Source organism: Acinetobacter sp. A3, from assembly GCF_012371415.1.
GTDB lineage: Bacteria > Pseudomonadota > Gammaproteobacteria > Pseudomonadales > Moraxellaceae > Acinetobacter.
In genome coordinates this window covers 8636-34644 of the sequence record NZ_JAAZQW010000003.1, presented here as the reverse complement: position 1 = coordinate 34644, position 26009 = coordinate 8636, and the positions used below count along the sequence as shown (strand labels likewise).

Sequence of the window (26009 nt, the reverse complement as noted above, 5' to 3'; positions counted from 1 at the left end):
GCAAAAAAGGGCTTTTATCGACAATCTTGTTACAACTTTGCTGCACCGTACGGCTCCATTCCTGTTTCATTTTCGGTGGGTTTATCGCTTAGTTACTTGGAGTAAGCTGATCTTTAATCACGCCAGCGGGCATGAATTTGTTAGAATCTCGCCATCTCTTCACTTAGATTAATACTGAGTATGCGTGCATTATTACAACGGGTTCTTGAAGCTAAAGTCGTGGTCGATGGCAAAATCACTGGCGAGATTCAACAGGGTATTTTGGTGTTCTTAGGTTTAGGCAAAGACGATAATTTTGAAAAAGGCAAAAAGCTGATTGATAAAATTCTGAAATATCGTTTTTTTGATGATGAACAAGGCAAAATGGGCTGGAATGTCAGTCAGGCCAATGGCGGTGTGTTATTGGTTTCACAATTTACCCTCATGGCACAGACCCAAAAAGGTTTACGTCCTGATTTTGGCCCTGCTATGCCCCCACAAGCCGCTCAAGAGCTCTACGAACAATTGGTGGACTATGCCAAAAGCCAGTTTGATCAAGTAGAAACGGGGATTTTTGCTGCCGATATGAAAGTACATCTGATCAATGACGGGCCAGTAACTTTTTGTTTAGAAGTAGAATAAAGTGCATTAAAAAAACCTCTGTCAAAACTGATCAGAGGTTTTTTCACATCATGGCAACTTATTTGCCTGTTTTTTGTTTAATAAACTGACGTGCTAATTTAATTTTTTCTTTTACAGGTTTTGGCAATTTAGGCGGAATTAATTTCGCTGCTTGGTTAAACCACACTAACAAGCCAAAGTCACCTTCCATTTTAATGCTGCCATTTTGCATACCAGTCATAAATGCAGTTGGGTCACCTTTCATCAAGGTTTTCACCCCTTGCTCACTGTCTGCAAATTGCAAAACAAAATCCGCTTTTTCTGCATCGCCAGCAACCGTATCAATATGACCATTGTTGACAATAATTTGACGCGCCATGCCCAAATCTGTACCAATTTGAATACGGAACTGACGCTCATGCACCAACTCAATAAATTTTGGACTGGTACGTGCCAGCTGTTTCATGCGTAATGCCAAACCTGCCACTAAAAGGTCAAGTGGATCGGTACTGACATCAACTAAAGGAAGTTTGACCACAGGAATTGCAGAAAGTTTCATGACTGTGAAGCCTATTGTAATTGTTGGAGAGTTGATCGCATCATCCTATCACAACTCCTGCTTTTTACCGCAAGGCTTTGTATAACAATCTTAAGCTGGATGTTAAACTTTTGTCGCACACTTTATGGGTGAGTTAGCCGTGTTTATAAACTAAAAAAGATGCAAACCTGTTGCATCTTTTTTAAATCAAGGATCTATTTTAATTAACGGCTTGAGCATTGCTGCTGATCATCTTCATACACTGGGGTATGTTCAATATAGCGGCGTTTTGCCAAAGCACGTTCTGCGCGTCGATCTTCTCGTAATAATAATAAAGTTACCAATGCCATCGCCAAGCAAATTGCAGACAGATAACTATAGGTAATTGGCAGCTCAAACACACGTTGTACACTGTAGCGTACCACTTCTAACAAGCCCCAAAAAACCATACCTGCCAACATAAAGTTTAACCAGCGACGATAAGGCGAAAAGAAAACAGCAATCAACGCAACTGCGACTAGGCTTAAGCCAACAATGGTCGCTAAATTCGCTGTTACCATAAAAACCTCCGTCTAAAGATGCAGCCTCATTTTTTAAATTGGTCTGCGACTTCAAATACCGTTTAAATAAATAATGGATGTCGATTTAAATTCTATGCATGCATTATGCTGCGTTTTTTCGATAAAAAAAGACTTGTATTTTCATAAAGCGACACACCTTGTCGCAATATTATATTGTCATTACATTTTTTTAATTTGGTAGTTTTCGGGAAGTGAAGCAGGCTCTTTATTCGCGTGTCATTACAAAAAAACACCTTCTATTTTTGCCCTAAAAAAATTTTTTTTGATTCGATCTTGTTGTTGTTTTTATCAGCAGTTTTTCCTTACCGTTTATCGTTATCTGCTGATTATACAAACAAAAAACGCAGCATGACTGCCGCGTTTTTTTCATTGATTTGTCATATTAGGCGCGGTTCAAATCTTTGTCATGCACACCCAATAAGTACAGCACACCATCTAATCCAACACTGGAAATGGCTTGATTGGCATTCTGACGCACCAAAGGTTTGGCACGGAATGCAACCCCTAAACCTGCTATGGAAAGCATTGGCAAGTCGTTGGCACCATCCCCCACAGCAATGGCTTGCTCTAAAGAAATACCCATTTTTTCTGCCAGTTCACGCAGTAATAATGCCTTACGTGCCCCATCGACAATATGGCCTTTAACCTCACCCGTTACCACGCCATTTTCCACATCTAAAATGTTGGCATGTACTTCATCAATCCCTAGTTTTTCCTGTAGGTATTCTGCAAAATACTGGAAACCACCCGACAAAATTGCAGTGCGATAACCCAAGGATTTCAGCGTTGAAATTAAACGCTCGGCACCTTCAGTGACTGTAAGTCGCTCTGCAATTTTAGGTAACACTGCAGCATCTAAGCCTTTCAGCAATGCCACACGGGCACGGAAACTTTGCTGAAAATCCAATTCACCCTGCATGGCACGTTCGGTAATTTCAGCTACCTGATCGCCTACACCTGCTTCAATAGCCAACTCATCAATCACTTCCTGCTCAATCAGAGTCGAGTCCATATCAAAACAAACCAAACGGCGGTTACGGCGGTAGGCATTGTCTTCTTGAACGGCAACATCCACACTCAGTTCATTCGACAAGCTTAAACACGCGGCACGCATAGCCACAGCATCGAGCATTTGCCCACTTAAACCAAACTGCACACAGGCACGTTTAGGTTCATCTACAGATGCATTGAGCTGTGGACGACCCGACAAACGCGTCACTGTTTCAATATTAAAGCCCTGACTAGACACAATATGCGTGACAGCCTGCAAATGTGAGGCATTTAGCTCGGGTGCCAGTGCCGTTACGATATAACGGGTGCGGCCACCTTCGTTTACCCATTGCTCATATTCGGTTGCAGAGATTGGTTTAAAACGCACTGTTAAGCCAATATCATGTGCTAAAATCAGAATCTCCTTCATGGCTAAAGCAGTTGCAGTCTGGTCTTCTGATGCAACAACAATACCTAAAGTCAGTTGATTATGAATAACAGCTTGGCCAACATCTAAGATTTGTAAGGAATGAGCGGACAATACCTGCATTAATCGAGTAAACTGATTAGGTTGGTCAGGTCCTAAAAATGATATAAGAATGATTTCTCGCATGAATTGACTCGGGTCTGAGCTACAACTATTGTGAGAATCATAATCTAAATTGAATATAAATGCCTTGGAAGTTTTACCTTGAATGCGCCTAGACAAGGGCTATTTGCTAGCCTATTGATTGTAAGTTTTGCTTTTCACACCTTTTTATTGGTGCTTGCAACAACACACCAATTGAATGAAAACCGCGCCAATCAGGGGCAGTTAATGACCAGCCAACTGGTCACCGACAGCCTTTCTGAGCTGGAACCTGCCAATACGGTATCGCTGGCCTTGTTGGTGAATCGCTATGCCACCAATCCAAGCATTGCTTCTATTCGCATTTTAGATGCCCACAATCAGGTCTTGGCCACAGGTGGACAATCACGTACTCGTCAAGGCGAAGTTTTTGTACGTGATGCGCTGGTGAATGAAAAGAAAGTCGGCAGCATTGAAATTACGCTGATTCAACCAAGTATTGGTGAAATTTTACGAACACAGTGGCTAGCAACATTATTGTCTTTGATTATTCACGGTTTATTGTGGTTAGCGTATCGAGCGATTGCCCGTCCAAGCCGTAGTGAATATCTGGCACGTATTAACAACGAGTCACGCTTAAAACATGAGTTGCAAGCTTTAACACAGGCACTGGAACAAGAAAAACACCAAACTGCCTTGGCATTGGCTCAAGCTCAGCAGCAGCCTAAACCAGTCTTGCCACCTAAAACCAATAAAGCCATTGAGCCTGCGCAACCCGAAAATAACATTGCACTCAATATTCAGTTTTATGATCCAAAACAGTTATTAGACACCGTCAATCAAACTGTTTCTGTACCATATTTTAGTCTGTGCCAAATTTTTCTAAATAAAAGCATTGAATTGTGCGTACAGCACTACAAACTAAACCGTTCAGATATTCAAACCGTGCAACCCTTCCATGAAGAAGGTGCAACCCTCAGTATTGCAGCCAATACGCCTAATGCTGTGCCATGTATGGCCATGATTGGCACCGTATTCCAATTGTTGTCAGAAGTACTCTATAAGCGCTACCGTGAAGAAAAACGCTTCGTGTTACAAACCCGTAGTGGTTTATCTACTTCGGTAGACGCCATGCAGCTGTCTGCTGCTCAAGCGGCAGAGCGATTGGTTAATCAACTGTCTGCCCGCGAAAATGCCGTGCACTTGCCCAATGAATTGTTAGACGAGTTATCTGCGCATTATGAGTTGGTAAGTATGCCAAATCCAACCAATGTATTGATGCGACACGCCTTTATGGTCAATGGCATGGACAGTGCTTCGGCTGAACTGGCACAAAGCCTTAGAACTGAAATTTTAAAAGGTAAATCTTCTAAAAGTGCTTAAATAATAAAAGTACGGTGAAGCTCACCAGAAAACAAAAACCTGAGTGGAAATATCACCACTCAGGTTTTTTATTTTGGGATACTTGCCTGTTTATAGATTCAGTTGCTTTTGTTCCACCAAATGCATTTGTGCACTATAAGCCACTGATTGACCAACCTCTGCTTTGTTCCACTCACCATTGGCCTGAAGTTCCCAAGCATTTTGGTTGTCGTGTAAATAACTCAGCAAGCCATCTTCTACAATGCGTTGTTTAATTTTCTCATCCAAAATTGGGAAGCAGGTTTCCACCCGTGAAAATAAATTGCGTCCCATCCAGTCGGCACTGGCACAGTACAATTTTTTCGCCCCGCCATGCTCAAAATAATAAACACGAGTATGTTCCAGAAAACGTCCCACAATCGAACGCACATGAATACGTTCCGACATGCCTTTGACTTGTGGAATCAAACAGCAAATTGAGCGAATAATTAAGTCAACCTGTACCCCTGCCTGCGAAGCACGGTATAAGGCCGTAATCAATTCAGGCTCTGTCAGTGCATTGACTTTAATCATAATTCGGGCAGCTTTGCCTGCTTGCGCAAAGGCAATTTCTTGCTCAATCAGTTTCAACAACTCACTATGCAAGGTAAATGGTGCGTGCAGCAAAGTTTTTAATTTTGCCGATCTGCCCATGCCTGTAAGTTCCTGAAACACACGATGCACATCTTCACAAATATCAGGATGTGTGGTCATTAAGCCATAGTCGGTGTACATGCGCGCATTGCCCGCATGATAGTTCCCCGTACCCAAATGCACATAGCGCACCAACTGGTCTTGCTCACGGCGCACAATCAAAATCATTTTGGCATGGGTTTTATAGCCCACAATACCATACACCACCACAGCACCCGCCTCTTGTAAGACGTTGGCCACCATAATGTTAGATTCTTCATCAAAACGCGCCCGCAGCTCAATCACTGCCGTAACTTCTTTACCATTACGTGCAGCTTCTGCAAGTACCTGTACAATTTCAGAGTCAGGGCCACTGCGGTACAAGGTTTGCTTAATTGCCAACACATTTGGATCTTTCGCCGCTTCTTTAAGTAAATTAATCACAGGCTGAAAAGAATCAAAAGGATGATGCAGCAACACATCCTGCTTTTTTAGAATTTCAAAAATTGGTTTTTGCTTCCGAAATACTTTGGGAATAACGGGCACAAATGGTAGATACTTTAATTCAGGACGGTCAAAACTACTGGTCAGACGTGACAGATTAATTGGGCCACTAATCCGATACAGCTGCTGTTCATCTAAATCAAATTCTGTCAGCAAGTAGTCAATAATGTCTTGCGGGCAGTCGTCTTCAATTTCCAAACGCACTGCGCGACCAAAACGGCGTGATGAAAGTTCATCTTTAAGGGCTACCGCCAAATCATCAACATCTTCTGCCAAAATCAGGTCGGCATTACGCGTCACCCGAAATGCATAGCAGCCTGTGGCTTTCATGCCTGGAAATAAATCATTGATATGCTGTTGAATAATAGCCGTCAAGAAAATGTGTTCTGTCGCACTGCCTGCAACTTCTTTAGGTAAGTTGATTAAACGTGGCAAGGAACGTGGCGCAGGTACAATCGCCATTTCAATTTCACGCCCAAAGGCATCTTTACCCTGCAAACTAACAATAAAGTTCAGGCTTTTATTGACCAAACGTGGAAATGGATGCGAAGGGTCAAGGCTGATTGGCGTTAAAACAGGTTGTACCTGACGCGCAAAATAGTCGGCAATCCAAGCCTTATGTTTATCTAGAATGTCTTGAAACTGAATAAAATGAATCCCCAAGCTTTGTAACTGCGGCAAAATTGCAAAGTTTAAGGTGTCATATTGCTGTTTGACCGCCTGATGGACTTTATCTGACAGCTCTGCCAACACGTGTTCAGTTGGAATTGCATCTGGGGTACGGGTAATCGCATTCAAATCGAGCTGCTTCATTAGCCCAGCGACTCGAATTTCAAAAAACTCATCTAAATTACGTGAAAAAATAATTAAAAAGTTCAACCGTTCTAAAATAGGTAAATCAGGGTCTAATGCTTGCGCCAAGACCCGACGGTTAAACTCAATTAAGGAAAGTTCACGATTAAAATAAGTATCAGATGAATGGTGAAAGTGTTCCATATCTTCTCTATGCTGTTTTGGGACAGTCTGCTTATTTCGCCTCAGTGCAGGCATGGTAGGTAGAGATTATGACAATCATGTTACACCCACAACCAATTGCAGAACATTTCGTCAGTACAAGGTCAATCTAAAAAATTGATTTTGTTTGTTTTATCTTACATTCAATACATTTTTATAGCAAAACAGCACTTTTAGTGACTTCTTTTATCTTAGACCATGTATCTGACATTAATTTAAAATATCTGCACTTTGAATCCGCTGCACACCATGTGCCAGCATTTGTTGCCATGCCTGCTGCAAAGAACCATTTAGATCAATAGCTTTGGTGGCATCTTCAATCACATACGCCTGAAAGCCTAATTGGCAAGCATCCATTGCCGTCCATGCCACACAAAAATCTGTAGCAATGCCGACAATATAAACCGTATCAATCCCACGTGCCTTTAAATACGCGGCCAATCCTGTTGTGGTTTTGCGGTCAGCTTCCATAAAGGCAGAATAACTGTCTATTTCAGGGTGGAACCCTTTGCGAATAATCAGTTGTGCTGTTGGTAAATCTAGGTCTGGGTGTAGTTCAGCATCGGACGTACCTTGCACACAATGCACAGGCCAAAGCACCTGCTCACCATAGCCAAGCTGAATCTGTTCATAAGCTTGCTTGCCCGCATGGTTTGCCGCAAAGGATACATGCGTTGCAGGATGCCAGTCTTGCGTAATCACAATATTATGAAACACGCGCCCAAGCGCATTAATGCAGGGAATGATTTGATCGGCGGCGGCAACGGCCAAATTTCCACCCGGACAAAATCCGTTTTGCACATCCACCACAATCAGGGCACTATTGACCTGCTGCATGCTGTTTCCTTTTCAAAGCTAAACACTGCCATCAGCATAGCTGAAATTTAAACCCGAGTTGTATCACTTTGATAAAAATAAAAAGAACCCTGTTCCACACAATGTTGATAGGCGGGCAGTTGTGACAATAACTGCCGTACAAAGCGCGGATAGACTTTGGCTTTACGTGCTGTGGCAGCATGGAAATAAAAATAAGGCAGTGGATGCCGAGTCAAATAATTCACCAAATGTTGTCGGGCTAAAGACATGACCTGAAAGGCATCAATCCCAGCATTGACATCTTCATAAGTGGCTTGATCTGCAAACGCCAGCCATGCGTTTTGTTTCGGGGATGTGCGTGTTGCCTGAAACTTGCGTTTAAGTTCTAAAATAAATTCGTATTCAACCAAATACAGTGAAAACTGCTGTTGGCTGACCTGAAACTCAGCAATCAATTTTTTCTGTTTCATTCAGATCACACTCTTATTTTTTTAACTGTTTTTTTACGTTTTATTATACCCTTTATGGTGGATATCCCCCGATAAAACAGGCAGCTGTGCGACAGTACTTGTCACACTAAATCAAGCAGTTTGCTCGCACAAAATTTTCAATCAAAACAAAAAATAGCCCGCAATGCGGGCTATTTTGACTTCAAGCTGTTCTCATCCTTTTAAACAGTTTGAATACGGCGTACCAATAACAACATGAAGACTGCTGAAATAATAATACAAGGAATGGCTGCTGATACGACCCCTGCCGCACCAAAGCCTGCTGCCAATAACTGACCCGCAATTGCAGGGCCAAGCATTGCCCCCACACGGCCAACAGCAGATGCAACACCCACCCCTGTACCACGTACTTCAGTTGGGTAAACAATACTACCAAAAGCATACAACACGCCCTGACAGCCAATCACGAATGCACCCACCAAAGCCGATGCCATATACATTTGGGTCAGTGAACCTGCTGCATTCAGTGCAAATAAACCTGCCAAAATGCCACCGTACATCAATAAAATAACGTAGGCTTTTTTCCAGCGGTCGGTCAGCATACCTAAAATTACGGTACCTACAGTTGCACTCACCATAAAGTAGAACTGTGCTGTACTGCCTTCTTTACGTGTGAAACCTAACTCCATAAATAAAGATGGCAACCAGCTCAACATGATGTAAACCACCATCAAGGTAAAGAAGTAGCTCACCCAAATAAATAAAGTACGCATTAAGTTTTGTGAGTTAAATAAATCTTTAAAAGATGCTTTAGGCGCAGCATTTTGTGCTGCCAAATGATTGCCTGCTGCTTGTGCTTTTAAGAACTCACGTGATTCTGGCAATAACCACATCATCAACGGAATCACAATAAACGGAAGCAAACCACCCAAATAGAAAATGTTTTTCCAGTTTGAACCAAAATCTGTACTGGCCACCAAAGATAAAATGGCTGCACCCACAGGCATACCGCAATACATTAAGCCTACAGCACGACCACGGTTTTGTGGTGAAACTGCTTCAGAAGCCAAGGTAATCAAAATTGGCATAGCAGCACCCAAGCCTGCACCCGCCAAGAAACGTACCGCCAATAAACTTTCAAAGCTATTGACCCAAACGGTACACAAAGTAAATAAGGCAAATACCGCAGTTGACCAAATTAGTACTTTTTTACGACCAATACGGTCTGCAAAACGTCCACCAACCAATGCCCCAGGCAATAAACCTAAAATACCCGCACTAAAAAACACCCCAAGTTGCGAGCTGTCTAGTCCAAAATGTTCACGAATACCCGCAGCCGCAATACCCGCTGCCTGAATATCTAGGCCTTCAATGACTGCAATTAAAAAACAGATCGCAACGGTAATCACCGCATGCCGTTGATCTGTATGTTGTGTTGATCTATCCATTGGGTCCCTCTACTAGAATTAGATAGCCATGTGAAAGCCTGCATCTTGCGCAGTTTTAAACAGCAGCAATAGCTATCAATAAGTGTTAGACCAAAGTGATTTTTTGAAGATCAGAAGACATTACAAATAAATTGTGCGGCAAAAAACATAGCGAAAAAAACAATAATTCAGCTGCGTTCCCCTCATTTTTTTGAATAAATACCACTATTTCGCTAGAAAATTCTCACTATTTAAGAAGCCTGCATGAAGCAGAGTAGACTTAAAAGCTATTAATCTGAAAGGCAAAAACCCCATATATTCCGATTAAAATACTCAGATATAAGAGCTATAAACTCTGAATTGAGTGTTTTTTTCTATAATAATCATGGTTTCAGCGACAAATTTCAGCCTGCAGCATTAAAAATGGCTCACGTAGCATGATCTAAAGACCTGCAGAAAATCATTTCAGCTTTGCTGCGATCGTTTTTGCTTTTTATTGTGAAAACAAATACCTGTTCAATTCATTTTTTACTGAACTTCACAAAGTTTCTGTTTGCTTTGACGAAAGCATATTGTTCTGACACACTGAATCAGTCATAATTTGGCTAAGCATTATTTAATCAAATTGATTAAATTTTGACCCAAATCAAAATACTGCAACCATCCACGTCTTCTTTTCTACACCATTGTGGATGGAAAAATAGGATCTTTTTAAAAAATGACTCAGCAAGCACAGACCATTCAAGGCTCAATTGTCGCAATTGTCACCCCAATGTTAGAAGATGGCAGCGTAGATTGGAAAGGTCTCGAGAAGCTGGTTGAGTGGCACATAGAACAAGGCACCAACAGTATTGTTGCTGTGGGCACAACTGGTGAAGCATCGACCCTAAGTATGGAAGAGCACACCAAAGTGATCGCAGAAATTATTCGCGTCGCAAATAAGCGTATTCCTGTCATTGCTGGTACTGGTGCAAACTCAACGCATGAAGCCATCGAACTGACCAAAGAAGCACAACAACTGGGCGCAGATGCGGCCCTATTGGTAACGCCTTATTATAATAAGCCAACCCAAGAAGGTTTATATCAACACTATAAAGCCATTGCAGAAGCGGTAGATTTACCAATCATTCTATATAACGTACCAGGTCGTACGGGCGTAGACATGTCTAACGAAACCGTAATTCGCTTGGCCGACATCCCTAATATTGTGGGCGTAAAAGACGCTACAGGCGATGTGCCACGTGGTCAGGAATTATTGGCTGGCTTAAACGGCAAAAACATGGTGGTTTACTCAGGTGATGATGCGACGGCATATCAACTGATGCTACACGGCGCACAAGGCAATATTTCTGTAACTGCCAATGTTGCACCGAAAGCCATGAGCCAAGTTTGCGCAGCAGCAATTGCAGGTGATGCGGCAGGTGCAGAACAACAGAACAGTACGATTGCAAATTTACACAATATTCTATTTTGTGAATCGAACCCAATTCCTGTGAAATGGGCACTTCATGAAATGGGATTAATTGGTACAGGTATTCGCCTGCCATTAACTCCGCTTGCAGAACAATATCGTGCACCGCTACGCGAAGCCCTTCAGGCTGCGGGTGTCATTCAATAAAAGAGCTTAGTATGATGCAATTACGTTTTGGTTTTATCGCCGCACTTTCAGTATTGAGTTTGGCTGGTTGTAGTTCTCTGGCCATTAACAATGGTTCATTGGACTATAAAGACACCACCACTTTAGCACCACTTCAATATCCTGAAGGTTCTGTGGTTCGACCTGCAACGCCATTGTATCCTGCACCAAGCGTTGACCCGCTTGCAACGGCCAATGCGCCAAAGCTTGAAAATTCACGTGGCAACCGTTTTGCAATGCCACGTCCTGAAGCTGTGCAAGCGAGTCCGACTGTTGAAGACGGTACCCAAATTGGCCGTCCTCAGCCTGTAGTTGATGGAAACCAAAATCCGTTACTCAAAATTGATGGAAATTCTGCTACAATTTGGCAATACACTCTTGCCACCCTCAGCAGTCTGAATTACAGCATTGTTGGTCAAAGTAAGAACCGTTACGAGGCAACCATTAAGGTCGATCAACAGATTTATGTCTTAAGATTGACCTCTGTCGGTTCGAGCAACAACTTAGCCGTGTTCAATGCCGATAACAGCTTTGCAGACCAAGAAAAAGCTGCAGATCTGTTGGCCCAGATTTACCAAAATTGGCCAGCCTAGCCGTACTAGGCATTTTTTTTTGAAAAAGGTTCCCTCATGTTAAAACAAACCTTGCTCTATACTGGTAAAGCGAAATCTGTTTATACCACAGACAGTGCAGACCACCTGATTTTAGTCTTTCGTGATGATGCCTCTGCGTTCAATGGCGAAAAAATCGAACAACTAGATCGTAAAGGTAAGGTGAACAACCGTTTTAACGCCTTTATCATGGAAAAATTGGCTGAAGCGGGTATCGAAACTCACTTTGAAAAGCTACTTACACCAAACGAAGTATTGGTGAAAAAATTAGACATGATTCCTGTAGAATGTGTAATTCGTAACTACGCTGCAGGTTCACTTTGCCGTCGTTTAGGTGTAGAAGAAGGCAAAGAATTAACCCCACCAACATTTGAATTGTTCTTTAAAGACGATGCGCTTGGCGATCCGATGGTCAATGAATCTCAAGCGATTGCTTTAGGTTGGGCCAATGCAGAACAATTGGCAAAAATGAAAGAACTGACTTACCAAGTCAACGATGTATTAAAAGCATTGTTTGATGCAGGTAACATGATTCTGGTCGATTTCAAACTTGAGTTTGGTGTATTCCACGACCGTATCGTATTGGGCGATGAATTCTCTCCAGACGGTTGCCGTTTATGGGACAAAGACACCAAGAAAAAGCTCGACAAAGACCGTTTCCGTCAAGGTTTAGGCGGTGTGGTTGAAGCTTATGAAGAAGTTGCTGCACGTTTAGGCATCGACTTAGACAACATCTAATCTACAGTTGTCTTGAATTCTAAAGGCCGAGCTATTTTGCTCGGCTTTTTCATTTTTACTGTGCCAACAAAGCACAAATTACAAAGCGGATTTGTTCAACATAAATGAATTTAGAAGACATGACCTGATTGCCTTTTTTAAATTAATTTGAATTTAAATTGTGTATTCTGCAATTCCGTGTATGCTTGTACCCATACTAGAAAAATATGAAGTTCGTTTTAATCGTCTAAGTCCGTAGTTTTATTTTGTAATCCTTCGTTTTGTTCAGATTTTAAGTCGCATCTTTTTCCCAGTTATTCCAAATCTTTTTAGATTGCAAAATATTAAAATTCAGCAGGATATTTCCCTATGTCGAATACTACGATGAAAGGCACTGTAAAGTGGTTCAACGAAACTAAAGGTTTTGGCTTTATTCAACCAGAATCAGGTCCAGACGTGTTTGCACACTTCAGCGAAATTGCACACTCAGGCTTCAAGACTTTACATGAAGGTCAACAAGTTGAATTCAGCGTAACTCAAGGTCAAAAAGGCCCGAACGCTGTAAACATCAAACCGCTTTAAGTCTTTGCTTACAGACACCTCTTTGATGTCTGTAAACCAATGCAAAAAAGCTCAAGTGTATGCTTGAGCTTTTTTTATGCCAATTATTTTTATCAGCTGCACTAAATAGCTTATGACTGATTTTGCTGCCAGCGACGTTGCTGTAAACGCTCGCCTTCAACCTCACGCTTATTACGTGCTGACTCATACAGTTTAGTGCCTTTCAATTCAGGTGGCATATATTCCTGCAGCACAAAATGCTCTGGGTAATTGTGTGGATACAAATAATCTACCCCGTAACCCTGTTCTTTCATCAGCTTGGTTGGTGCATTGCGTAAATGCAGTGGCACTGGCAAGTTCGCTGTTTTTTCGGCCAAATCCATCGCTTTGTTAATTGCCAAATAAGTGCTGTTACTTTTGGCACTGGTGGCCAGATACACCGCACATTGTCCTAAAATAATCCGTGCTTCAGGCATACCAATGACTTGTACCGAACGGAAGCACTCGCCTGCCAACAACAAGGCATTCGGGTTAGAATTGCCTATATCTTCTGAAGCTGCAATTAACATACGGCGCGCAATAAAAGTCGGGTCTTCACCACCTTTGAGCATGCGTGCCATCCAATACAATGCTGCATCGGGGTCACTGCCACGAATTGACTTAATAAAGGCAGACACCAAGTCATAATGCTGTTCGCCCGACTTGTCATAACGGGCAATATTTTGTTGTGCGACCTTCACCACAATGGCATTGGTGATGATGTTTTCTACATCTGGTTCAAAGGTACTTGCAACCAAGTCCAGTAAGTTTAAAGCCTTGCGTGCATCGCCTGCGGCAAACTGAATTAGAGCATCAAATTCTTCAATCTGAATATAACGGTCTTTTAAGAACTGATCTTGCTGAATGGCTTGTGTTAGCAAGGTCTGAATTGCATCGGCATCTAGCGCTTTTAAGGTATAGACCTGACAGCGAGATAACAAAGCACTGTTCACTTCAAATGAAGGGTTTTCAGTCGTCGCACCAATTAAGGTGATTTTGCCCTTTTCAACTGCATTCAGTAAGGCATCTTGCTGTGACTTATTAAAGCGATGAATTTCATCAATGAAGACCACAGGTGTAAGTAAGTCACCGCCTTCGGCAATAATTTCACGCAGCTCTTTGACCCCAGTATTCAGCGCAGAAAGGCTGATAAAAGGACGATCTACCGCCTGTGCCAACAATAAAGCAATGGTGGTTTTTCCGACCCCTGGTGGTCCCCAAAATATAATTGAAGGCAAATGCCCCTGATCAATCATTTGGCGCAATGGTGCTTGCTCACCCAGTAAATGATCTTGGCCGATAATTTGCGCTAAATCACGTGGGCGCAAGCGCTCAGGCAGCGGAATATGACTTTCTGACATCTTGTTATTTCTATACTTGACTTCACTCTAGTCTACTATGATCTCAGGCTTTGGAGTATTTCTAATCGTGCTGATTTATTCTGAAACTCTAAGCGTGACCTTACATTGAAGATAAATCAACGCACCCAGCGCACCACATAATCTTCAATATCTTCTTCTGCAACATCTAATTCTGAAATACAGCGCCCAGCCGCAGATTTTTTGGCTTTAATCACACTTTGTCGCGAACCTGTATTTAAATAATGCCAAGACGGCAAATTTTTACCTTCTTTTAAACGTCGATAAGCACAACTTGGCGGCAACCAGTGAATTTTTTCCAGTTTTTCTGGGGTAAGTTGAATGCAATCGGGTACGAATTCAAAGCGATTGGCATAATCTGAACAACGCGCTGTGTTGCAATCCAGTAACTTACACGACACTTTGGTATAAGCCACTTCCTGCGTGTCTTCATCTTCTAATTTGACCAAACAGCATAAACCGCAACCATCGCACAAGGCTTCCCATTCCGCTGTAGTTAAGGCATTCAGCGGATAGTTTTTCCAAAATTCAGGTCGTAATTGATCAGACATAGCGCACAAAAAATATATAAACCGCCCCATTATAACAGCCTTCTGGGGACTTGTAGGCTTGCTTTAGTCTTTAAACGAATCAAACACTTAACTTTAACAACTGAACATTTAATACACAAAAACAAAACAGTGCACTGCGCGCACATCCCTATACTGAATTCAGAAGCTATAAAAACACATGGAGAAAAATTATGTTTCGTTGGGCTATTATCTTTGCAGTAATTGCATTAATCGCGAGTCTACTTGGTTTTGGTGGTGTTGCAGGTCTGTCTAAAGACTTTGCCATTATCTTATTAGTCATTGCTGTTATTCTGGCAATTGTTGGTTTCTTATCTCGCGGGAAAGTCTAGTCAGACATTCTGCAAAACTTAAATAAAAAAGAAGGATGATTCCTTCTTTTTTTATGCCTGTTTTTAAGTAAATCCATACCCATTCCACGATTTTTAAAATATTTTCTCACATTTATAAGCAGGTTTTACCCTGTTTTTAAAAATGCGTGCCATATTATTATGCTTTAATCATGGCATTGAAAACGATAAGGAAAGAAGGCATGGCTTTAGCAATCAAAACTCGCGAAATTGAATATACTGCTGCAGATGGAAGCAAACTGATTGGTTATTTTGCAGCACCAGAAACCAGCGAAGCTGTCGCGGGCGTGATTGTCGCACCTGAATGGTGGGGACGCAATGAATACACCGAACAACGTGCCCGAGAGCTGGCTGAACATGGTTTTGCTGCACTGGCAATAGACATGTATGGCGACAAAAAAGTCACCACCACCGCCACTCAAGCCAACGAATGGATGATGCAAACTTTTGAAGATGCAGACACAATTGTGACTCGTGCGTCTGCAGCTTTAGACGCTTTAGCTGCCCAACCTGAAGTAAATCGCGATAAACTCGCTGCAATTGGCTTCTGTTATGGTGGCAAAGTGGTCCTTGATTTGGCGCGTTCTGGTGCTCCTGTGCAAGCCGTCGTGACCTTCCATGCGAACCTAAGCCCGAAAGCCCCTGCACAACAAGGTCAGGTTCAAGCCGAGATTTTGGTATTGCATGGTGAGCTAGACAGCATGGTGACTTTAGAAGATGTAGCAAGTTTCCGTGAAGAAATGCATGCGGCACAAGTTGACCATGAAGTGATTATTTTTGAAGATGCCAAACACGGCTTCAGTAACCCTCAAGCCGATGAGCGTGCTAAAGCCAACGGTGTAGATTTAGGCTACAACGCTTCTGCAGAGCAGCAAGGTTTAGCGGCAATGTATGAAGTGCTAGATCGACGTTTGCCCAATTAATCTGCTGTACATATAACGCAGCATATACTCAACGCAAGCCAAAGAAAATTTTAAAGAAGAGGATATAACAATGACTGAGCAATGCCCTTATTGCAATTATGATGATTACGATGTTTTGGCAAAAAATGAATTTGGGGTGATTTTGCCTGAACCGAATGCCCTGTCTAAAGGACATTGCGTAATTATTCCAATACGTCATGTGGGTTCTTTTTTTGAAGTCACCGACAAAGAGCGTAAAAGCCTGTTGTCTTTATTGGAACTGGCGCGCAATGAGTTGCAATTACGTCATCAGCCTGCGGGTTTTCATATTGGCTTTAATGATGGCGATGTATTCGATGCCAAATCTGAGCATTTACACATCCACATTATTCCGCGTTATGAAGGTCAGACCTTAAAACTGGATAACCGTTGGGGCATGAGCGGTCAAATCTAAGCGACTGCTTTTTTCTCTCAACAGGGTCAAGCCCAAATAAAAGAAGATGCTGCGTCATCTTCTTTTTTATGCACCTCATTCCTGCGCCAGTTTGGCTATACTAGGCCGCTACTTTACAAACTGGGTTCGCATGACTGCTTTTTCATTTTCTGATGCTCTCCTCACGTGGTTCGATCAACACGGACGCCATGACTTACCGTGGCAAGTGGCCAATGATCCTTATGCGGTGTGGGTGTCTGAAATTATGCTGCAACAAACTCAGGTCAAAACCGTATTGCAATATTTTGAGCGTTTTATACAGCGCTTCCCTACCGTACAAGACCTAGGCCGTGCCACATGGGATGAAGTTGCCCCTTATTGGGCCGGTTTAGGGTACTACGCCCGCGCCCGTAACTTGCATAAAGCAGCCGCAATTGTGGCACAGCAAGGGCATTTCCCAAGCACCTTGGAACAATGGATGGCCTTGCCTGGCATTGGTCGCTCTACAGGCGGTGCCATGATGTCACTGGGTTTACGTCAATACGGCGTAATTATGGATGGCAATGTAAAGCGCGTATTGGCACGCTTTTTTGCCATTGAAGATGATTTATCCAAACCTGTGCATGAACGTGCCATGTGGCAACTGGCAGAGCAGCTTTGCCCTGTCACACGTAACCATGACTACACCCAAGCTATTATGGACTTAGGCGCCACCATTTGTACCCCGAAAAAACCATTGTGCCTTTATTGTCCTATGCAGCAACACTGCAAAGCCCATCAACAAGGTTTAGAACAAGAGCTACCGTTTAAAAAACCGAAAAAAGCCGTACCTGTAAAATCTGCACAGGTGTTGGTGTTGCAATGTGCTGAACAATGGCTCTGGCAACAGCGTCCCAATACAGGACTGTGGGGCGGGCTATGGTGTCTACCTGTGATTGAAGATAGATTGGCTTTTGAGCAGTTGTGCCAAAGTTTAGGTCTTAAACACGTGCAGCAACGTGCACAAATTTCTCACAGTTTTACCCATTTCACCTGGCAGCTCGAAGCCATTTGTTTTCAGGTCGATGCCGATTTGCAAGAACACCTTGCGATTGAGCTAAATGCACAATGGTTAAGCCCGCAACAAGCCAGTGATTTAGGAATTCCCACTGCCATGAAAAAATTGATCTCGGCAATCAATCTATGACATAGTCAAACATTGTGAACACTCAACGCATTGCATTCACTGCTATTACAAGGATGTTCTATGTTTCGATGGATTGCCATTTTAAGCGTATCGATGCTCATGCTGCTGATAGCCGCCTGTAGTTCTGCCCCGAAAAAACCCAGTACACCCTTACCACCCGACTTGGTACGCAAACTCAATCAAATGCAATTAAAAACCCGCTTGCCCATTCCAGTGCGAGGCATTAAAGCAAATCGACTTAGTGACACTTGGGGTGCTTCACGCAGCAATGGACGCCTGCATGAAGGCATCGACATCATTGCCCCTAAAGGCAGCAAAGTGTATAGCGCCACCGAAGGTTTAATTGCAGATTTACGCGATAATCGCTTAGGTGGTAAAGTGATTTGGATACTCGGCCCCGCAGGCACTTGGCATTATTATGCACACTTAGATGGACATAAGCGTGGACTCAAAGTTGGCGATTATGTCAAAGCTGGGGCACATATTGGCTATGTGGGCAATACAGGCAATGCCCGACATACCGCAGCACATTTGCATTATGGGCTCTATTTAAATGGTAAAGGACGCGGTGCGGTCAATCCTTATCCTTATTTACGTTAATTTTGTTAGGAACATTTCATGTCTGAAGCCCTGATTAATCGACTGGTGGAATTTGCTGAATCTGGCAATCAACAAAAAATTGTATTGGCAGGACAAAGCCATCAAGGTTGGGTCATGGAAATTACCGAAGATGCCTTGCTCATCAGCACAGGCTACTCAGATAAAGTCGGTAAAGATAACTGGATTTCCTTTCAGGACTTAGAACAGGCCGAATTATATTATTGGGATAACCAAAACGACCAATGGGCGCAATTTCAGCTCTAATCTGCCCGATTATTTTATGCCTTAATTGATCAGGAGTACGCACATGACCTTACAACGCTGTGGCTGGTGCTCTGATGATCCGCTCTATATGGCCTATCACGATTTAGAATGGGGACGGCCTGTCTTTGCAGAAGCACATCTGTTTGAAATGCTTTGCCTAGAAGGCCAACAAGCAGGTTTGTCTTGGATTACCGTTCTAAAAAAACGTGAAGCTTATCGCCAGCATTTTTTTCAATACAGCATTGCTGAAATTGCAGCCCTCAGTGATGACGAGATCGCACTTAAATTACAAGATGCAGGCCTGATTCGGCACGCAGGTAAATTAACTGCCATTCGTGACAACGCAATTGCATGGCAAAAATTAAAAGATGATGAGATAGATGTTGTGAAATGGCTCTGGGATTTTGTCGCACAGCAGCCAATTTCTAATGACGTGCCAGACTATCGTCTTGCCCCTGCACAAACCACAACCAGTGTGGCCATGTCTAAAGCCTTAAAGAAAAAAGGGTTTAAATTTGTAGGGCCAACTACCTGTTATGCCTTTATGCAGGCCGTTGGTATGGTCAATGACCATGAAAATTACTGCAACTTTAAAACCCTGACAAAGGTTCAGCATACTAATCCTTAGCCGTAATCACACAGTCAGCCCATGACAAGGACAATGCAATATGAGTAATACCATTCGAGCCTATGCCGCAATGCAAGCGGGTGAACCACTACAAGCCTATGAGTTTGATGCAGGTGAACTGCAGGCACATCAGGTGGAAGTCAAAGTTGAATATTGCGGCTTATGTCATTCCGATCTCTCGGTCATTCAAAATGACTGGCATTCTTCGGTCTATCCTGTAGTGGCAGGACATGAAATTATTGGCACCATTACCCAATTGGGTGCAGAAGCCAAGGGCTTAAAAGTTGGACAACGCGTAGGTATTGGCTGGACAGCAGACAGTTGCCAATACTGCGATGCCTGTATAGCGGGTGAACAAGTACTGTGCAGCAATGGCACTACAGCCACCATTGTTGGGCATGCAGGCGGTTTTGCCGATAAAGTCCGAGCAGGCTGGCAATGGGTCATCCCCTTACCCGATGCGGTCGATCCTGTCAGTGCAGGACCGTTACTCTGCGGCGGTATTACCGTATTTGATCCGATTCTAAAACACCAAATTCAAGCAGTGCATCATGTTGCTGTGATTGGTATTGGTGGCTTAGGCCACATTGCAATCAAACTCTTAAAAGCATGGGGCTGTGAAATTACGGCCTTTAGTACTAACCCCGACAAAACTGCAGAATTGTTGGCCATGGGGGCAGATCATGTGGTGAACAGCCGTGATGCCGCTGCGCTTAAAACCCAACGTGGCAAATTTGACCTGATTTTAAGTACGGTAAATGTGAGCTTGGACTGGAATGCCTATTTAAGCACGCTGGCACCGCATGGCACTATTCACATGCTAGGTTTAGCGCTGGAACCCATGCCTATTAAGGCAGGCAGCTTGATTGGTGGTGCAAAATCAGTGACGGGGTCTTCAACAGGTTCACCCAAAGCTCTGCGTCAATTACTTCAATTTGCAGCACGCAAACAGATTGCCCCGCAAGTCGAAGTTTTTCCAATGTCACAGATCAATCAGGCCATTGAACATTTGCATCAAGGCAAGGCTCGCTATCGGGTGGTGTTAAAGGCCGACTTTGACTGATTTTAAGTTAAATCAGGATAGTCAAATATATTTATGTCTATCTTTATTTAGGTAAAACCGCTTATCTAAAAACCTAGATAACATGAAGATACTCGGAAGTGTCATCCACAACCTGAGCAAAAACAAGCACTGCTTTGTTTGCAGCGCAAGTCAACTGTGGATGAATAGTTCTAATATGGCGAATAAATAAGTGGTAATAGCACAGCATCGCAAGATGGTTTTCTTGCGATGCTTTCAACTTTTCATTTTACCGAATGAGAGTATATTTCGTAAAAGTGGGCCGAACCGAAGGTTAATCCAATTATTGGACGACAAGCCCACAGAACGCTGTCTTAATCATTTTACGATTACAATAAAAATTTTCCTGCAGCTCAAACTAAATCAGAGTTTTCTTAATTTGCTCACAGCGAATCCTGAATTGATAAGATTTATGTATAAAAAATGTTTTAGATATTCAGTCTGTTATAGAATAAACTGCGTAAGCAGCATATATTAAAACGTTGAATCGATACCTGCTTCAACGCAGGTATCAAAATAGAAAAGTCTGTAAAAAAGTCTGCTAAGATGAATGCTGCTTTTTTAACTATAAAATGAATTTGAGAAAACCTATGAGTAAAGCCTTACCCATCGCTGTTGCTGTAATTTTAGGCGGTGCTGCACTTGTTCCTGTTTATTATGCCTCTCAAAACCCTGCGGTTGCGACTTCTAAGGCGTCTGCAAATGCCTCAGCCGTTGAAAAAATCAGCTACGCTTTGGGTTATGAAGTGGCACATCAAACCCCACCAGAGCTGGACATCAACAGCTTTGTAACAGGTGTGCGTGAAGGTCATGCGCGTAAACAACCTGCTTATACTGAAGAAGAACTACAAAAAGCCTATGAACAGTTCCAGCAAGAGTTGCAACAAAAACAAGCGACTCAAGCACAAGCTGCCCAAACTGCCAGTGATTCATTCTTAACTGAAAATGGTAAAAAAGCAGGCGTACAAACCACAGCATCTGGCTTACAGTACCAAGTCGTTAAAGAAGGTACAGGCAAACAGCCAACAGCAAGCTCTGTGGTGAAAGTGCACTACACCGGTAAACTGGTCGATGGCAAAGTATTTGATAGCTCAGTACAACGTGGCGAACCAATTGAATTCCCACTGAACCAAGTGATTCCAGGTTGGACTGAAGGCTTACAACTTATGAAAGAAGGCGGCAAAGCCACGCTGTATATCCCATCACAATTGGGCTACGGTGAACAAGGCGTACCGGGTATGATTCCTGCCAACAGCACCTTAATTTTTGATGTTGAACTGATTGAAGTGAAATAACAACATCGCCCTTTCAGGAGAGCTTGGCTCTCCTGTATTGTCTTAGGACGGAAATAATGAAAAAACACCTCGCCCTTGTGTGTATTGCGCTACTCAGTAGCAGTGGTTTTGCAAAAACAGTGACCAATAAAAGCCCTGTTGCAGATCAGGTGGGTTATAGCTTTGGCTATTTAATGGGGCGCAGCAATGCTGAAACGCTAAAAGACATTGATTTAGAAGCCTTTATGACAGGCTTAAAAATGGCTACCCAAGACCAGCCTGCCAGTCTGAGCGATGAAGAAATGGCGCGGGTTTTAACCCAATTTAGAAAACAAGCCGAAGCCAAACAACTGATTGAACTAAAAAAAGTAGCCGATGCCAATGCAAAAATTGGGCAAGCCTTTTTAAGTAACAATGCAAAAAAGGCAGGGGTAAAAGTCACTAAGTCTGGCTTGCAATATCAAGTCTTACAAGCGGGTGCAGGTAAATCACCAAAAGCCACCTCGACTGTCAAAGTGCATTATGAAGGTCGCCTAATTGATGGTACGGTATTTGACAGCTCCATTGCTCGTGATCAGGCCGCTGAATTTCAGGTGAGTCAAGTCATTCAGGGCTGGACTGAAGGTTTACAGCTAATGAAAGTCGGTGCCAAATACCGCTTCTTCATTCCTGCTGCATTGGCCTACGGTCAAATTGGCTCAGGTGATGCCATTGAGCCAAACAGCACGCTTATTTTTGATGTGGAACTCTTAGAGATTTTAAAATAATCACCACTCACACTTTTGATCAAGCGCTGAGAGAAAAATACCGCAATTTAAATTGCGGTATTTTTTTACTTTGATGTTTGGGATGCATTCAACAGCGATTTCTGTATTTATGGTTTTAAATGACGTGGTCTAAAGCCTGTTGCCAATAAACCAATCGCATATGCCAGCACACCCACTACACATAGTGCAGTCACTTCAGCCACACGCATCCACTGTGATACATCACCGTTATACCAAGTTAAGGCGTACCATAACGCAGCAATCATCACCGCATTGGCAACGGAAAATTGCAGAATAAGTTTTTTCCAGTGAGCACCAAAACGGAAAATCTTGCGCTGATGCAAATAAAAATACAGCATGCCAGCATTGACCAAAGCCGAACCTGAAGATGCCAACGCCAATGCCATGTGCTCAGCTTCCCAATCAATCAGTTTAAAAAAGCCAATAAACACCACGTTTAAAATAGCATTGGCTGCCACGGCCATTAAACCAACCCGTACAGGGGTTTTGGTGTCTTGCTGCGCATAAAAGCCCGGTGCAAAGACTTTAATCAGCATGAATGAAATTACCCCTGCACTCATACATTGCAAGGCCAAAGCCGTCATTTGTGTATCTTGAAAGGTAAACTGACCACGCTCAAACAAGGCCTGAATAATCGGGGTAGACAGCATAAACAGTGCAATACTGGCAGGTACACCCACCAAAATAATTACCCGTGCCGCCCAGTCCATCATGCCACGGAATTTGTCCATATTCTGTTCTGCATGACGTGCAGACAGTGACGGTAAAATAACTGTACCAATCGCCACACCAATTAAACCTAGCGGCAACTCTGTCATACGTTCTGCACTATACAACCAAGATACCGAACCATCCTGCATAAAAGAGGCCCAAATGGTATTGAGTAACAGGTTAATTTGCGTAACCGACACCCCAAACAAAGCAGGCAGCATCAGCTTCATAATCCGATCCACACCTTCGTGTTTAAAATCAACCTTGGGTGGAATCAGCAGTTTTTTACGCCACAATTCAGGAATTTGAATTGCAAGTTGTAAAGCACCCGCAATAATCACCGCCCAGCCCAGTGCCATAATTGGCTCTGCCATGTACGGCGTGAGCCATAATGCCCCTGCAATCATTGCCAGATTCAGCAATACAGGTGCAAAGGCAGGCGTAGTAAATGAGCCGTAGCTGTTTAAAATACTGCTGGCAAATGCCGTTAACGACATAAACAACAAATAAGGAATGGTCAGGCGGAACATATCTGTCGCCAAAGCGAACTTGGCTGGGTCGCTATGGAAGCCTGGTGCGTAGATATACATTACTGCAGGTGCAGCCACCATGGCAACAAAGGTTAGCCCTGTCATTACTGTCATTAGACAGCCAAAAACCCGACTAATCAGAATTTGCACTTCGGCATGGGTACGACTGGTTTTGTATTCGGTCAGTACCGGAATAAAGGCCTGCGAAAATGCCCCTTCGGCAAACAAGCGCCTGAAAAAGTTGGGAATACGAAACGCCACCACAAAGGTATCGAAATCTTTACCTGCACCAAATACATTCAGCAACACCACGTCACGGACTAATCCAAGTACCCGTGACAGCATGGTCATTGCACTGACAATAAAGGTCGATCGCCAAAGCGCCATCGTTACCACCCAATTAAAAATTTAGTCGCTATTGTAATCAAAGCATCAACAAAGTTTTGTTATTGATTGATCAATTTTTTCTGTAATGTCTAAGCTTTAGCTTGAGATAACTGTTCACGAAAACGTTGCCAGTCAAAAAATGGCCCGGGGTCAGTTTTACGACCAGGGGCAATATCGGAATGCCCTGCAATATGCTGCTGAATACGTGGATACGCCTGTTGCAAGGCCTGCACCACTTGTACCAAACGTGCATACTGTACCTCTTCAAAAGGTAAATCGTCACTGCCTTCCAGCTCAATACCTATCGAATAATCATTACATTCAGGCTGTGCCATATAACTAGAACGCCCTGCATGCCAAGCCCGATCTGCAAAATTGACAAATTGTAGCACTTCGCCTGTTCTTAAAATCAGCAAATGTGCCGACACTTGCATGCCCTGAATAGTCTGAAAATAAGGATGCTGCGACCAATCCAGCTGATTTTGAAAAAACTGCTCGATGTAGCCCCCGCCAAATTGTGACGGCGGCAAACTAATATTGTGGATGACCAGCAATTGAATCTCTTGGTCTGTCGGACGGGCGTTGAAATTTGGAGATGGGACTTGTCTTGCCCCCTGTAATTGTCCTTCAACCACCTGAAACGACGGCTCATGCTGCATAAGGCAACCCTCAAGCAATTAGAAAAGAAAAATAGAAGTCTATTTTCAGTTTAATGCCAAGCCATGGCAATGAACATCTTAAATTACACCCGAACGTGGCTAAAAAATACATCCAGACGCAGAACAATGCTAATATAACGCGCAATTTTCATGGGCAAAACCGACACGGAAAATCTTATGAGCATCTCTCCATCTTTGCTTGAACACTCTATCCAAATCAATATTCAGCAAGCGCTGCAAGAAGATATTGGCGATGGTGATATTACCGCATTATTGACCCCTGAAGATGAGCAGGCCACTGCGACCATTATCAGCCGCGAAGATATGATTCTGGCAGGTCAGCCGTGGGTGAATGCACTGATTCAAGCTTACGATGCCAATGTTCAAGTGACTTGGTTAAAAAATGATGGAGATCGAGTTGCTGCTAACGAAGCCTTTTTAAAATTGGCAGGTTCAGCTCGCAGCCTATTAACCGTAGAGCGTCCTGCATTGAATTTTGTGCAGACCTTGTCTGCGGTTGCCACCAAAACTGCGGCTTATGTACAACAGCTTGAAGGCTTAAACACCAAATTATTAGATACCCGTAAAACCTTACCAGGTTTACGTATTGCACAAAAATATGCCGTGACTGTCGGTGGCGGTCAAAACCATCGTTTAGGCTTGTTTGATGCCTTTTTAATTAAAGAAAACCACATTATGGCAGCGGGTGGCATTACTCAGGCAATTGCCAAAGCACATGCCATTGCTCCAGGTAAGCCTGTAGAAGTTGAAGTGGAAACTTGGGATGAACTCAATCAAGCCCTCGATGCCAAAGCTGATATTGTGATGCTCGATAACTTTAGCCAGCAACAAATGATTGATGCTGTTCAGCATGTGGCGGGGCGTTGCAAACTTGAGGCATCTGGCAATATCACCATTGAAAATTTACGTGAAGTGGCCAGCACAGGCGTTGATTATATTTCGATGGGTGTCTTGACCAAAGATGTGAAAGCTATTGATTTATCGATGCGTTTCAATGCTTAAACTTAGATAAGTTGAAATTCAGGAGGCAAGCTTGCCTCCTTTTTTATGCCTGAATTGCTACTCAATCATCATCTTCATTGTCGTTGTCGTTGTCGTTGTCGTTGTCGTTGTCGTTGTCGTTGTCGTTGTCGTTGTCGTTGTCGTTGTCGTTGTCGTTGTC

At 43.1% G+C, this 26009-nt stretch carries 28 protein-coding genes; 17 read left to right on the top strand and 11 right to left on the bottom strand.

What is annotated here, in order from left to right; all coding sequences use genetic code 11:
* The first annotated feature begins 180 nt into the window (after nt 1-180).
* Entirely contained in the window at nt 181-621 is a 441-nt protein-coding gene (gene dtd / locus HHA42_RS02140; RefSeq protein WP_168525286.1) for a D-aminoacyl-tRNA deacylase, read from the top strand.
* Nucleotides 622-679: 58 nt separating this feature from the next.
* Here the strand turns inward: dtd and HHA42_RS02135 are convergent, their stop codons facing one another.
* The 3 genes from HHA42_RS02135 to serB all read right to left on the bottom strand — a co-directional run bounded on the left by HHA42_RS02135 (nt 680) and on the right by serB (nt 3322).
* Nucleotides 680-1159 carry an SCP-2 sterol transfer family protein gene (locus tag HHA42_RS02135; protein ID WP_168460472.1) on the bottom strand — a complete coding sequence of 160 codons (480 nt, stop codon included), beginning with the start codon at nt 1157-1159 and terminating at the stop codon, nt 680-682.
* A gap of 203 nt (nt 1160-1362) precedes the next feature.
* Entirely contained in the window at nt 1363-1698 is a 336-nt protein-coding gene (gene aciT / locus HHA42_RS02130; protein WP_168525284.1) for a ciprofloxacin tolerance protein AciT, read from the bottom strand.
* 403 nt (nt 1699-2101) lie between these two features.
* Complete coding sequence (gene serB, locus HHA42_RS02125; protein ID WP_168417658.1) at nt 2102-3322, bottom strand: phosphoserine phosphatase SerB; 1221 nt, start codon at nt 3320-3322, stop codon at nt 2102-2104.
* Between the two features lie 78 nt (nt 3323-3400).
* Between serB and HHA42_RS02120 the strand changes: the two genes are divergently transcribed.
* Complete coding sequence (locus HHA42_RS02120; RefSeq protein ID WP_168525282.1) at nt 3401-4660, top strand: hypothetical protein; 1260 nt, start codon at nt 3401-3403, stop codon at nt 4658-4660.
* 90 nt (nt 4661-4750) lie between these two features.
* Here HHA42_RS02120 and ppk1 read toward each other — a convergent pair whose 3' ends face one another.
* The 4 genes from ppk1 to mhpT all read right to left on the bottom strand — a co-directional run bounded on the left by ppk1 (nt 4751) and on the right by mhpT (nt 9542).
* On the bottom strand, nt 4751-6865 hold the full coding sequence (gene ppk1 / locus HHA42_RS02115; protein WP_168525280.1) for a polyphosphate kinase 1: 2115 nt from the start codon (nt 6863-6865) through the stop codon (nt 4751-4753).
* A 174-nt stretch (nt 6866-7039) separates the two neighbouring features.
* On the bottom strand, nt 7040-7666 hold the full coding sequence (gene pncA / locus HHA42_RS02110) for a bifunctional nicotinamidase/pyrazinamidase (protein ID WP_168525278.1): 627 nt from the start codon (nt 7664-7666) through the stop codon (nt 7040-7042).
* A 47-nt stretch (nt 7667-7713) separates the two neighbouring features.
* Nucleotides 7714-8115 (bottom strand): hypothetical protein, encoded by a 402-nt coding sequence (locus HHA42_RS02105; RefSeq protein WP_168525276.1) that lies wholly within the window; start codon nt 8113-8115, stop codon nt 7714-7716.
* Nucleotides 8116-8315: 200 nt separating this feature from the next.
* Nucleotides 8316-9542, bottom strand: a complete 1227-nt coding sequence (gene mhpT / locus HHA42_RS02100) for a 3-(3-hydroxy-phenyl)propionate transporter MhpT (protein ID WP_168525274.1) — start codon at nt 9540-9542, stop codon at nt 8316-8318.
* A 697-nt stretch (nt 9543-10239) separates the two neighbouring features.
* Between mhpT and dapA the strand changes: the two genes are divergently transcribed.
* From dapA to HHA42_RS02080, 4 genes are all read left to right on the top strand, one after another.
* Entirely contained in the window at nt 10240-11139 is a 900-nt protein-coding gene (gene dapA, locus HHA42_RS02095; RefSeq protein WP_168460469.1) for a 4-hydroxy-tetrahydrodipicolinate synthase, read from the top strand.
* Between the two features lie 14 nt (nt 11140-11153).
* Complete coding sequence (locus HHA42_RS02090; RefSeq protein WP_168417726.1) at nt 11154-11750, top strand: lipoprotein-34 precursor (NlpB); 597 nt, start codon at nt 11154-11156, stop codon at nt 11748-11750.
* A 36-nt stretch (nt 11751-11786) separates the two neighbouring features.
* A complete protein-coding gene (gene purC / locus HHA42_RS02085) occupies nt 11787-12506 on the top strand; it encodes a phosphoribosylaminoimidazolesuccinocarboxamide synthase (RefSeq protein WP_004974116.1) in 720 nt (239 codons plus the stop codon).
* Nucleotides 12507-12854: 348 nt separating this feature from the next.
* Nucleotides 12855-13067: a cold-shock protein gene (locus HHA42_RS02080; RefSeq protein ID WP_168417652.1), complete on the top strand. Its 213-nt coding sequence runs from the start codon at nt 12855-12857 to the stop codon at nt 13065-13067.
* Nucleotides 13068-13177: 110 nt separating this feature from the next.
* On the opposite strand, the gene HHA42_RS02075 is transcribed toward HHA42_RS02080, so the two are convergent.
* Nucleotides 13178-14446 (bottom strand): replication-associated recombination protein A, encoded by a 1269-nt coding sequence (locus HHA42_RS02075; protein WP_168417651.1) that lies wholly within the window; start codon nt 14444-14446, stop codon nt 13178-13180.
* Nucleotides 14447-14562: 116 nt separating this feature from the next.
* The gene (locus tag HHA42_RS02070; protein WP_168417650.1) at nt 14563-15015 is read right to left on the bottom strand and encodes a YcgN family cysteine cluster protein; all 453 of its coding nucleotides are present in this window, start codon (nt 15013-15015) and stop codon (nt 14563-14565) included.
* 191 nt (nt 15016-15206) lie between these two features.
* Here HHA42_RS02070 and HHA42_RS02065 point away from each other — a divergent pair, with 191 nt between their 5' ends.
* The 10 genes from HHA42_RS02065 to HHA42_RS02020 all read left to right on the top strand — a co-directional run bounded on the left by HHA42_RS02065 (nt 15207) and on the right by HHA42_RS02020 (nt 22518).
* Nucleotides 15207-15365, top strand: a complete 159-nt coding sequence (locus HHA42_RS02065; protein ID WP_004647174.1) for a DUF1328 domain-containing protein — start codon at nt 15207-15209, stop codon at nt 15363-15365.
* Between the two features lie 200 nt (nt 15366-15565).
* On the top strand, nt 15566-16306 hold the full coding sequence (locus HHA42_RS02060) for a dienelactone hydrolase family protein (protein ID WP_168525272.1): 741 nt from the start codon (nt 15566-15568) through the stop codon (nt 16304-16306).
* Nucleotides 16307-16376: 70 nt separating this feature from the next.
* The gene (locus HHA42_RS02055) at nt 16377-16739 is read left to right on the top strand and encodes an HIT family protein (RefSeq protein ID WP_004974104.1); all 363 of its coding nucleotides are present in this window, start codon (nt 16377-16379) and stop codon (nt 16737-16739) included.
* A 130-nt stretch (nt 16740-16869) separates the two neighbouring features.
* Entirely contained in the window at nt 16870-17904 is a 1035-nt protein-coding gene (gene mutY, locus HHA42_RS02050) for an A/G-specific adenine glycosylase (protein ID WP_168417648.1), read from the top strand.
* 60 nt (nt 17905-17964) lie between these two features.
* Complete coding sequence (locus tag HHA42_RS02045) at nt 17965-18504, top strand: M23 family metallopeptidase (protein ID WP_168417647.1); 540 nt, start codon at nt 17965-17967, stop codon at nt 18502-18504.
* Between the two features lie 18 nt (nt 18505-18522).
* A complete protein-coding gene (locus HHA42_RS02040; protein ID WP_168417646.1) occupies nt 18523-18768 on the top strand; it encodes a hypothetical protein in 246 nt (81 codons plus the stop codon).
* Between the two features lie 43 nt (nt 18769-18811).
* Entirely contained in the window at nt 18812-19396 is a 585-nt protein-coding gene (locus HHA42_RS02035; RefSeq protein ID WP_168525270.1) for a DNA-3-methyladenine glycosylase I, read from the top strand.
* A gap of 40 nt (nt 19397-19436) precedes the next feature.
* Nucleotides 19437-20459, top strand: a complete 1023-nt coding sequence (locus HHA42_RS02030) for an NAD(P)-dependent alcohol dehydrogenase (RefSeq protein ID WP_168460466.1) — start codon at nt 19437-19439, stop codon at nt 20457-20459.
* Between the two features lie 608 nt (nt 20460-21067).
* Nucleotides 21068-21772 (top strand): FKBP-type peptidyl-prolyl cis-trans isomerase, encoded by a 705-nt coding sequence (locus HHA42_RS02025; protein ID WP_168460465.1) that lies wholly within the window; start codon nt 21068-21070, stop codon nt 21770-21772.
* Nucleotides 21773-21828: 56 nt separating this feature from the next.
* Nucleotides 21829-22518 carry an FKBP-type peptidyl-prolyl cis-trans isomerase gene (locus HHA42_RS02020; RefSeq protein WP_168417642.1) on the top strand — a complete coding sequence of 230 codons (690 nt, stop codon included), beginning with the start codon at nt 21829-21831 and terminating at the stop codon, nt 22516-22518.
* A 107-nt stretch (nt 22519-22625) separates the two neighbouring features.
* Here the strand turns inward: HHA42_RS02020 and murJ are convergent, their stop codons facing one another.
* Nucleotides 22626-24176, bottom strand: coding sequence for a murein biosynthesis integral membrane protein MurJ (gene murJ, locus HHA42_RS02015; protein WP_171525557.1), 1551 nt, complete (start codon nt 24174-24176; stop codon nt 22626-22628).
* 80 nt (nt 24177-24256) lie between these two features.
* The gene (gene ampD / locus HHA42_RS02010; protein WP_168525268.1) at nt 24257-24826 is read right to left on the bottom strand and encodes a 1,6-anhydro-N-acetylmuramyl-L-alanine amidase AmpD; all 570 of its coding nucleotides are present in this window, start codon (nt 24824-24826) and stop codon (nt 24257-24259) included.
* 177 nt (nt 24827-25003) lie between these two features.
* Between ampD and nadC the strand changes: the two genes are divergently transcribed.
* Nucleotides 25004-25849, top strand: a complete 846-nt coding sequence (gene nadC, locus HHA42_RS02005; RefSeq protein WP_168417639.1) for a carboxylating nicotinate-nucleotide diphosphorylase — start codon at nt 25004-25006, stop codon at nt 25847-25849.
* The last annotated feature ends 160 nt before the right edge of the window (nt 25850-26009 follow it).

What these genes read in the sequence shown, in the direction of transcription:
- HHA42_RS02035 (WP_168525270.1), top strand. Translation starts at nt 18,812, where the DNA reads ATGACCTTACAACGCTGTGGCTGGTGCTCTGATGATCCGCTCTATATG.
- HHA42_RS02025 (WP_168460465.1), top strand. Translation starts at nt 21,068, where the DNA reads ATGAGTAAAGCCTTACCCATCGCTGTTGCTGTAATTTTAGGCGGTGCT.
- HHA42_RS02135 (WP_168460472.1), bottom strand. Translation starts at nt 1,159, where the DNA reads ATGAAACTTTCTGCAATTCCTGTGGTCAAACTTCCTTTAGTTGATGTC.
- HHA42_RS02040 (WP_168417646.1), top strand. Translation starts at nt 18,523, where the DNA reads ATGTCTGAAGCCCTGATTAATCGACTGGTGGAATTTGCTGAATCTGGC.
- mutY (WP_168417648.1), top strand. Translation starts at nt 16,870, where the DNA reads ATGACTGCTTTTTCATTTTCTGATGCTCTCCTCACGTGGTTCGATCAA.
- mhpT (WP_168525274.1), bottom strand. Translation starts at nt 9,542, where the DNA reads ATGGATAGATCAACACAACATACAGATCAACGGCATGCGGTGATTACC.
- HHA42_RS02030 (WP_168460466.1), top strand. Translation starts at nt 19,437, where the DNA reads ATGAGTAATACCATTCGAGCCTATGCCGCAATGCAAGCGGGTGAACCA.
- HHA42_RS02045 (WP_168417647.1), top strand. Translation starts at nt 17,965, where the DNA reads ATGTTTCGATGGATTGCCATTTTAAGCGTATCGATGCTCATGCTGCTG.
- aciT (WP_168525284.1), bottom strand. Translation starts at nt 1,698, where the DNA reads ATGGTAACAGCGAATTTAGCGACCATTGTTGGCTTAAGCCTAGTCGCA.
- HHA42_RS02105 (WP_168525276.1), bottom strand. Translation starts at nt 8,115, where the DNA reads ATGAAACAGAAAAAATTGATTGCTGAGTTTCAGGTCAGCCAACAGCAG.
- dtd (WP_168525286.1), top strand. Translation starts at nt 181, where the DNA reads ATGCGTGCATTATTACAACGGGTTCTTGAAGCTAAAGTCGTGGTCGAT.
- HHA42_RS02080 (WP_168417652.1), top strand. Translation starts at nt 12,855, where the DNA reads ATGTCGAATACTACGATGAAAGGCACTGTAAAGTGGTTCAACGAAACT.
- HHA42_RS02090 (WP_168417726.1), top strand. Translation starts at nt 11,154, where the DNA reads ATGCAATTACGTTTTGGTTTTATCGCCGCACTTTCAGTATTGAGTTTG.
- HHA42_RS02020 (WP_168417642.1), top strand. Translation starts at nt 21,829, where the DNA reads ATGAAAAAACACCTCGCCCTTGTGTGTATTGCGCTACTCAGTAGCAGT.
- HHA42_RS02075 (WP_168417651.1), bottom strand. Translation starts at nt 14,446, where the DNA reads ATGTCAGAAAGTCATATTCCGCTGCCTGAGCGCTTGCGCCCACGTGAT.
- HHA42_RS02055 (WP_004974104.1), top strand. Translation starts at nt 16,377, where the DNA reads ATGACTGAGCAATGCCCTTATTGCAATTATGATGATTACGATGTTTTG.
- dapA (WP_168460469.1), top strand. Translation starts at nt 10,240, where the DNA reads ATGACTCAGCAAGCACAGACCATTCAAGGCTCAATTGTCGCAATTGTC.
- ppk1 (WP_168525280.1), bottom strand. Translation starts at nt 6,865, where the DNA reads ATGCCTGCACTGAGGCGAAATAAGCAGACTGTCCCAAAACAGCATAGA.
- HHA42_RS02060 (WP_168525272.1), top strand. Translation starts at nt 15,566, where the DNA reads ATGGCTTTAGCAATCAAAACTCGCGAAATTGAATATACTGCTGCAGAT.
- ampD (WP_168525268.1), bottom strand. Translation starts at nt 24,826, where the DNA reads ATGCAGCATGAGCCGTCGTTTCAGGTGGTTGAAGGACAATTACAGGGG.
- nadC (WP_168417639.1), top strand. Translation starts at nt 25,004, where the DNA reads ATGAGCATCTCTCCATCTTTGCTTGAACACTCTATCCAAATCAATATT.
- HHA42_RS02065 (WP_004647174.1), top strand. Translation starts at nt 15,207, where the DNA reads ATGTTTCGTTGGGCTATTATCTTTGCAGTAATTGCATTAATCGCGAGT.
- serB (WP_168417658.1), bottom strand. Translation starts at nt 3,322, where the DNA reads ATGCGAGAAATCATTCTTATATCATTTTTAGGACCTGACCAACCTAAT.
- purC (WP_004974116.1), top strand. Translation starts at nt 11,787, where the DNA reads ATGTTAAAACAAACCTTGCTCTATACTGGTAAAGCGAAATCTGTTTAT.
- pncA (WP_168525278.1), bottom strand. Translation starts at nt 7,666, where the DNA reads ATGCAGCAGGTCAATAGTGCCCTGATTGTGGTGGATGTGCAAAACGGA.
- HHA42_RS02070 (WP_168417650.1), bottom strand. Translation starts at nt 15,015, where the DNA reads ATGTCTGATCAATTACGACCTGAATTTTGGAAAAACTATCCGCTGAAT.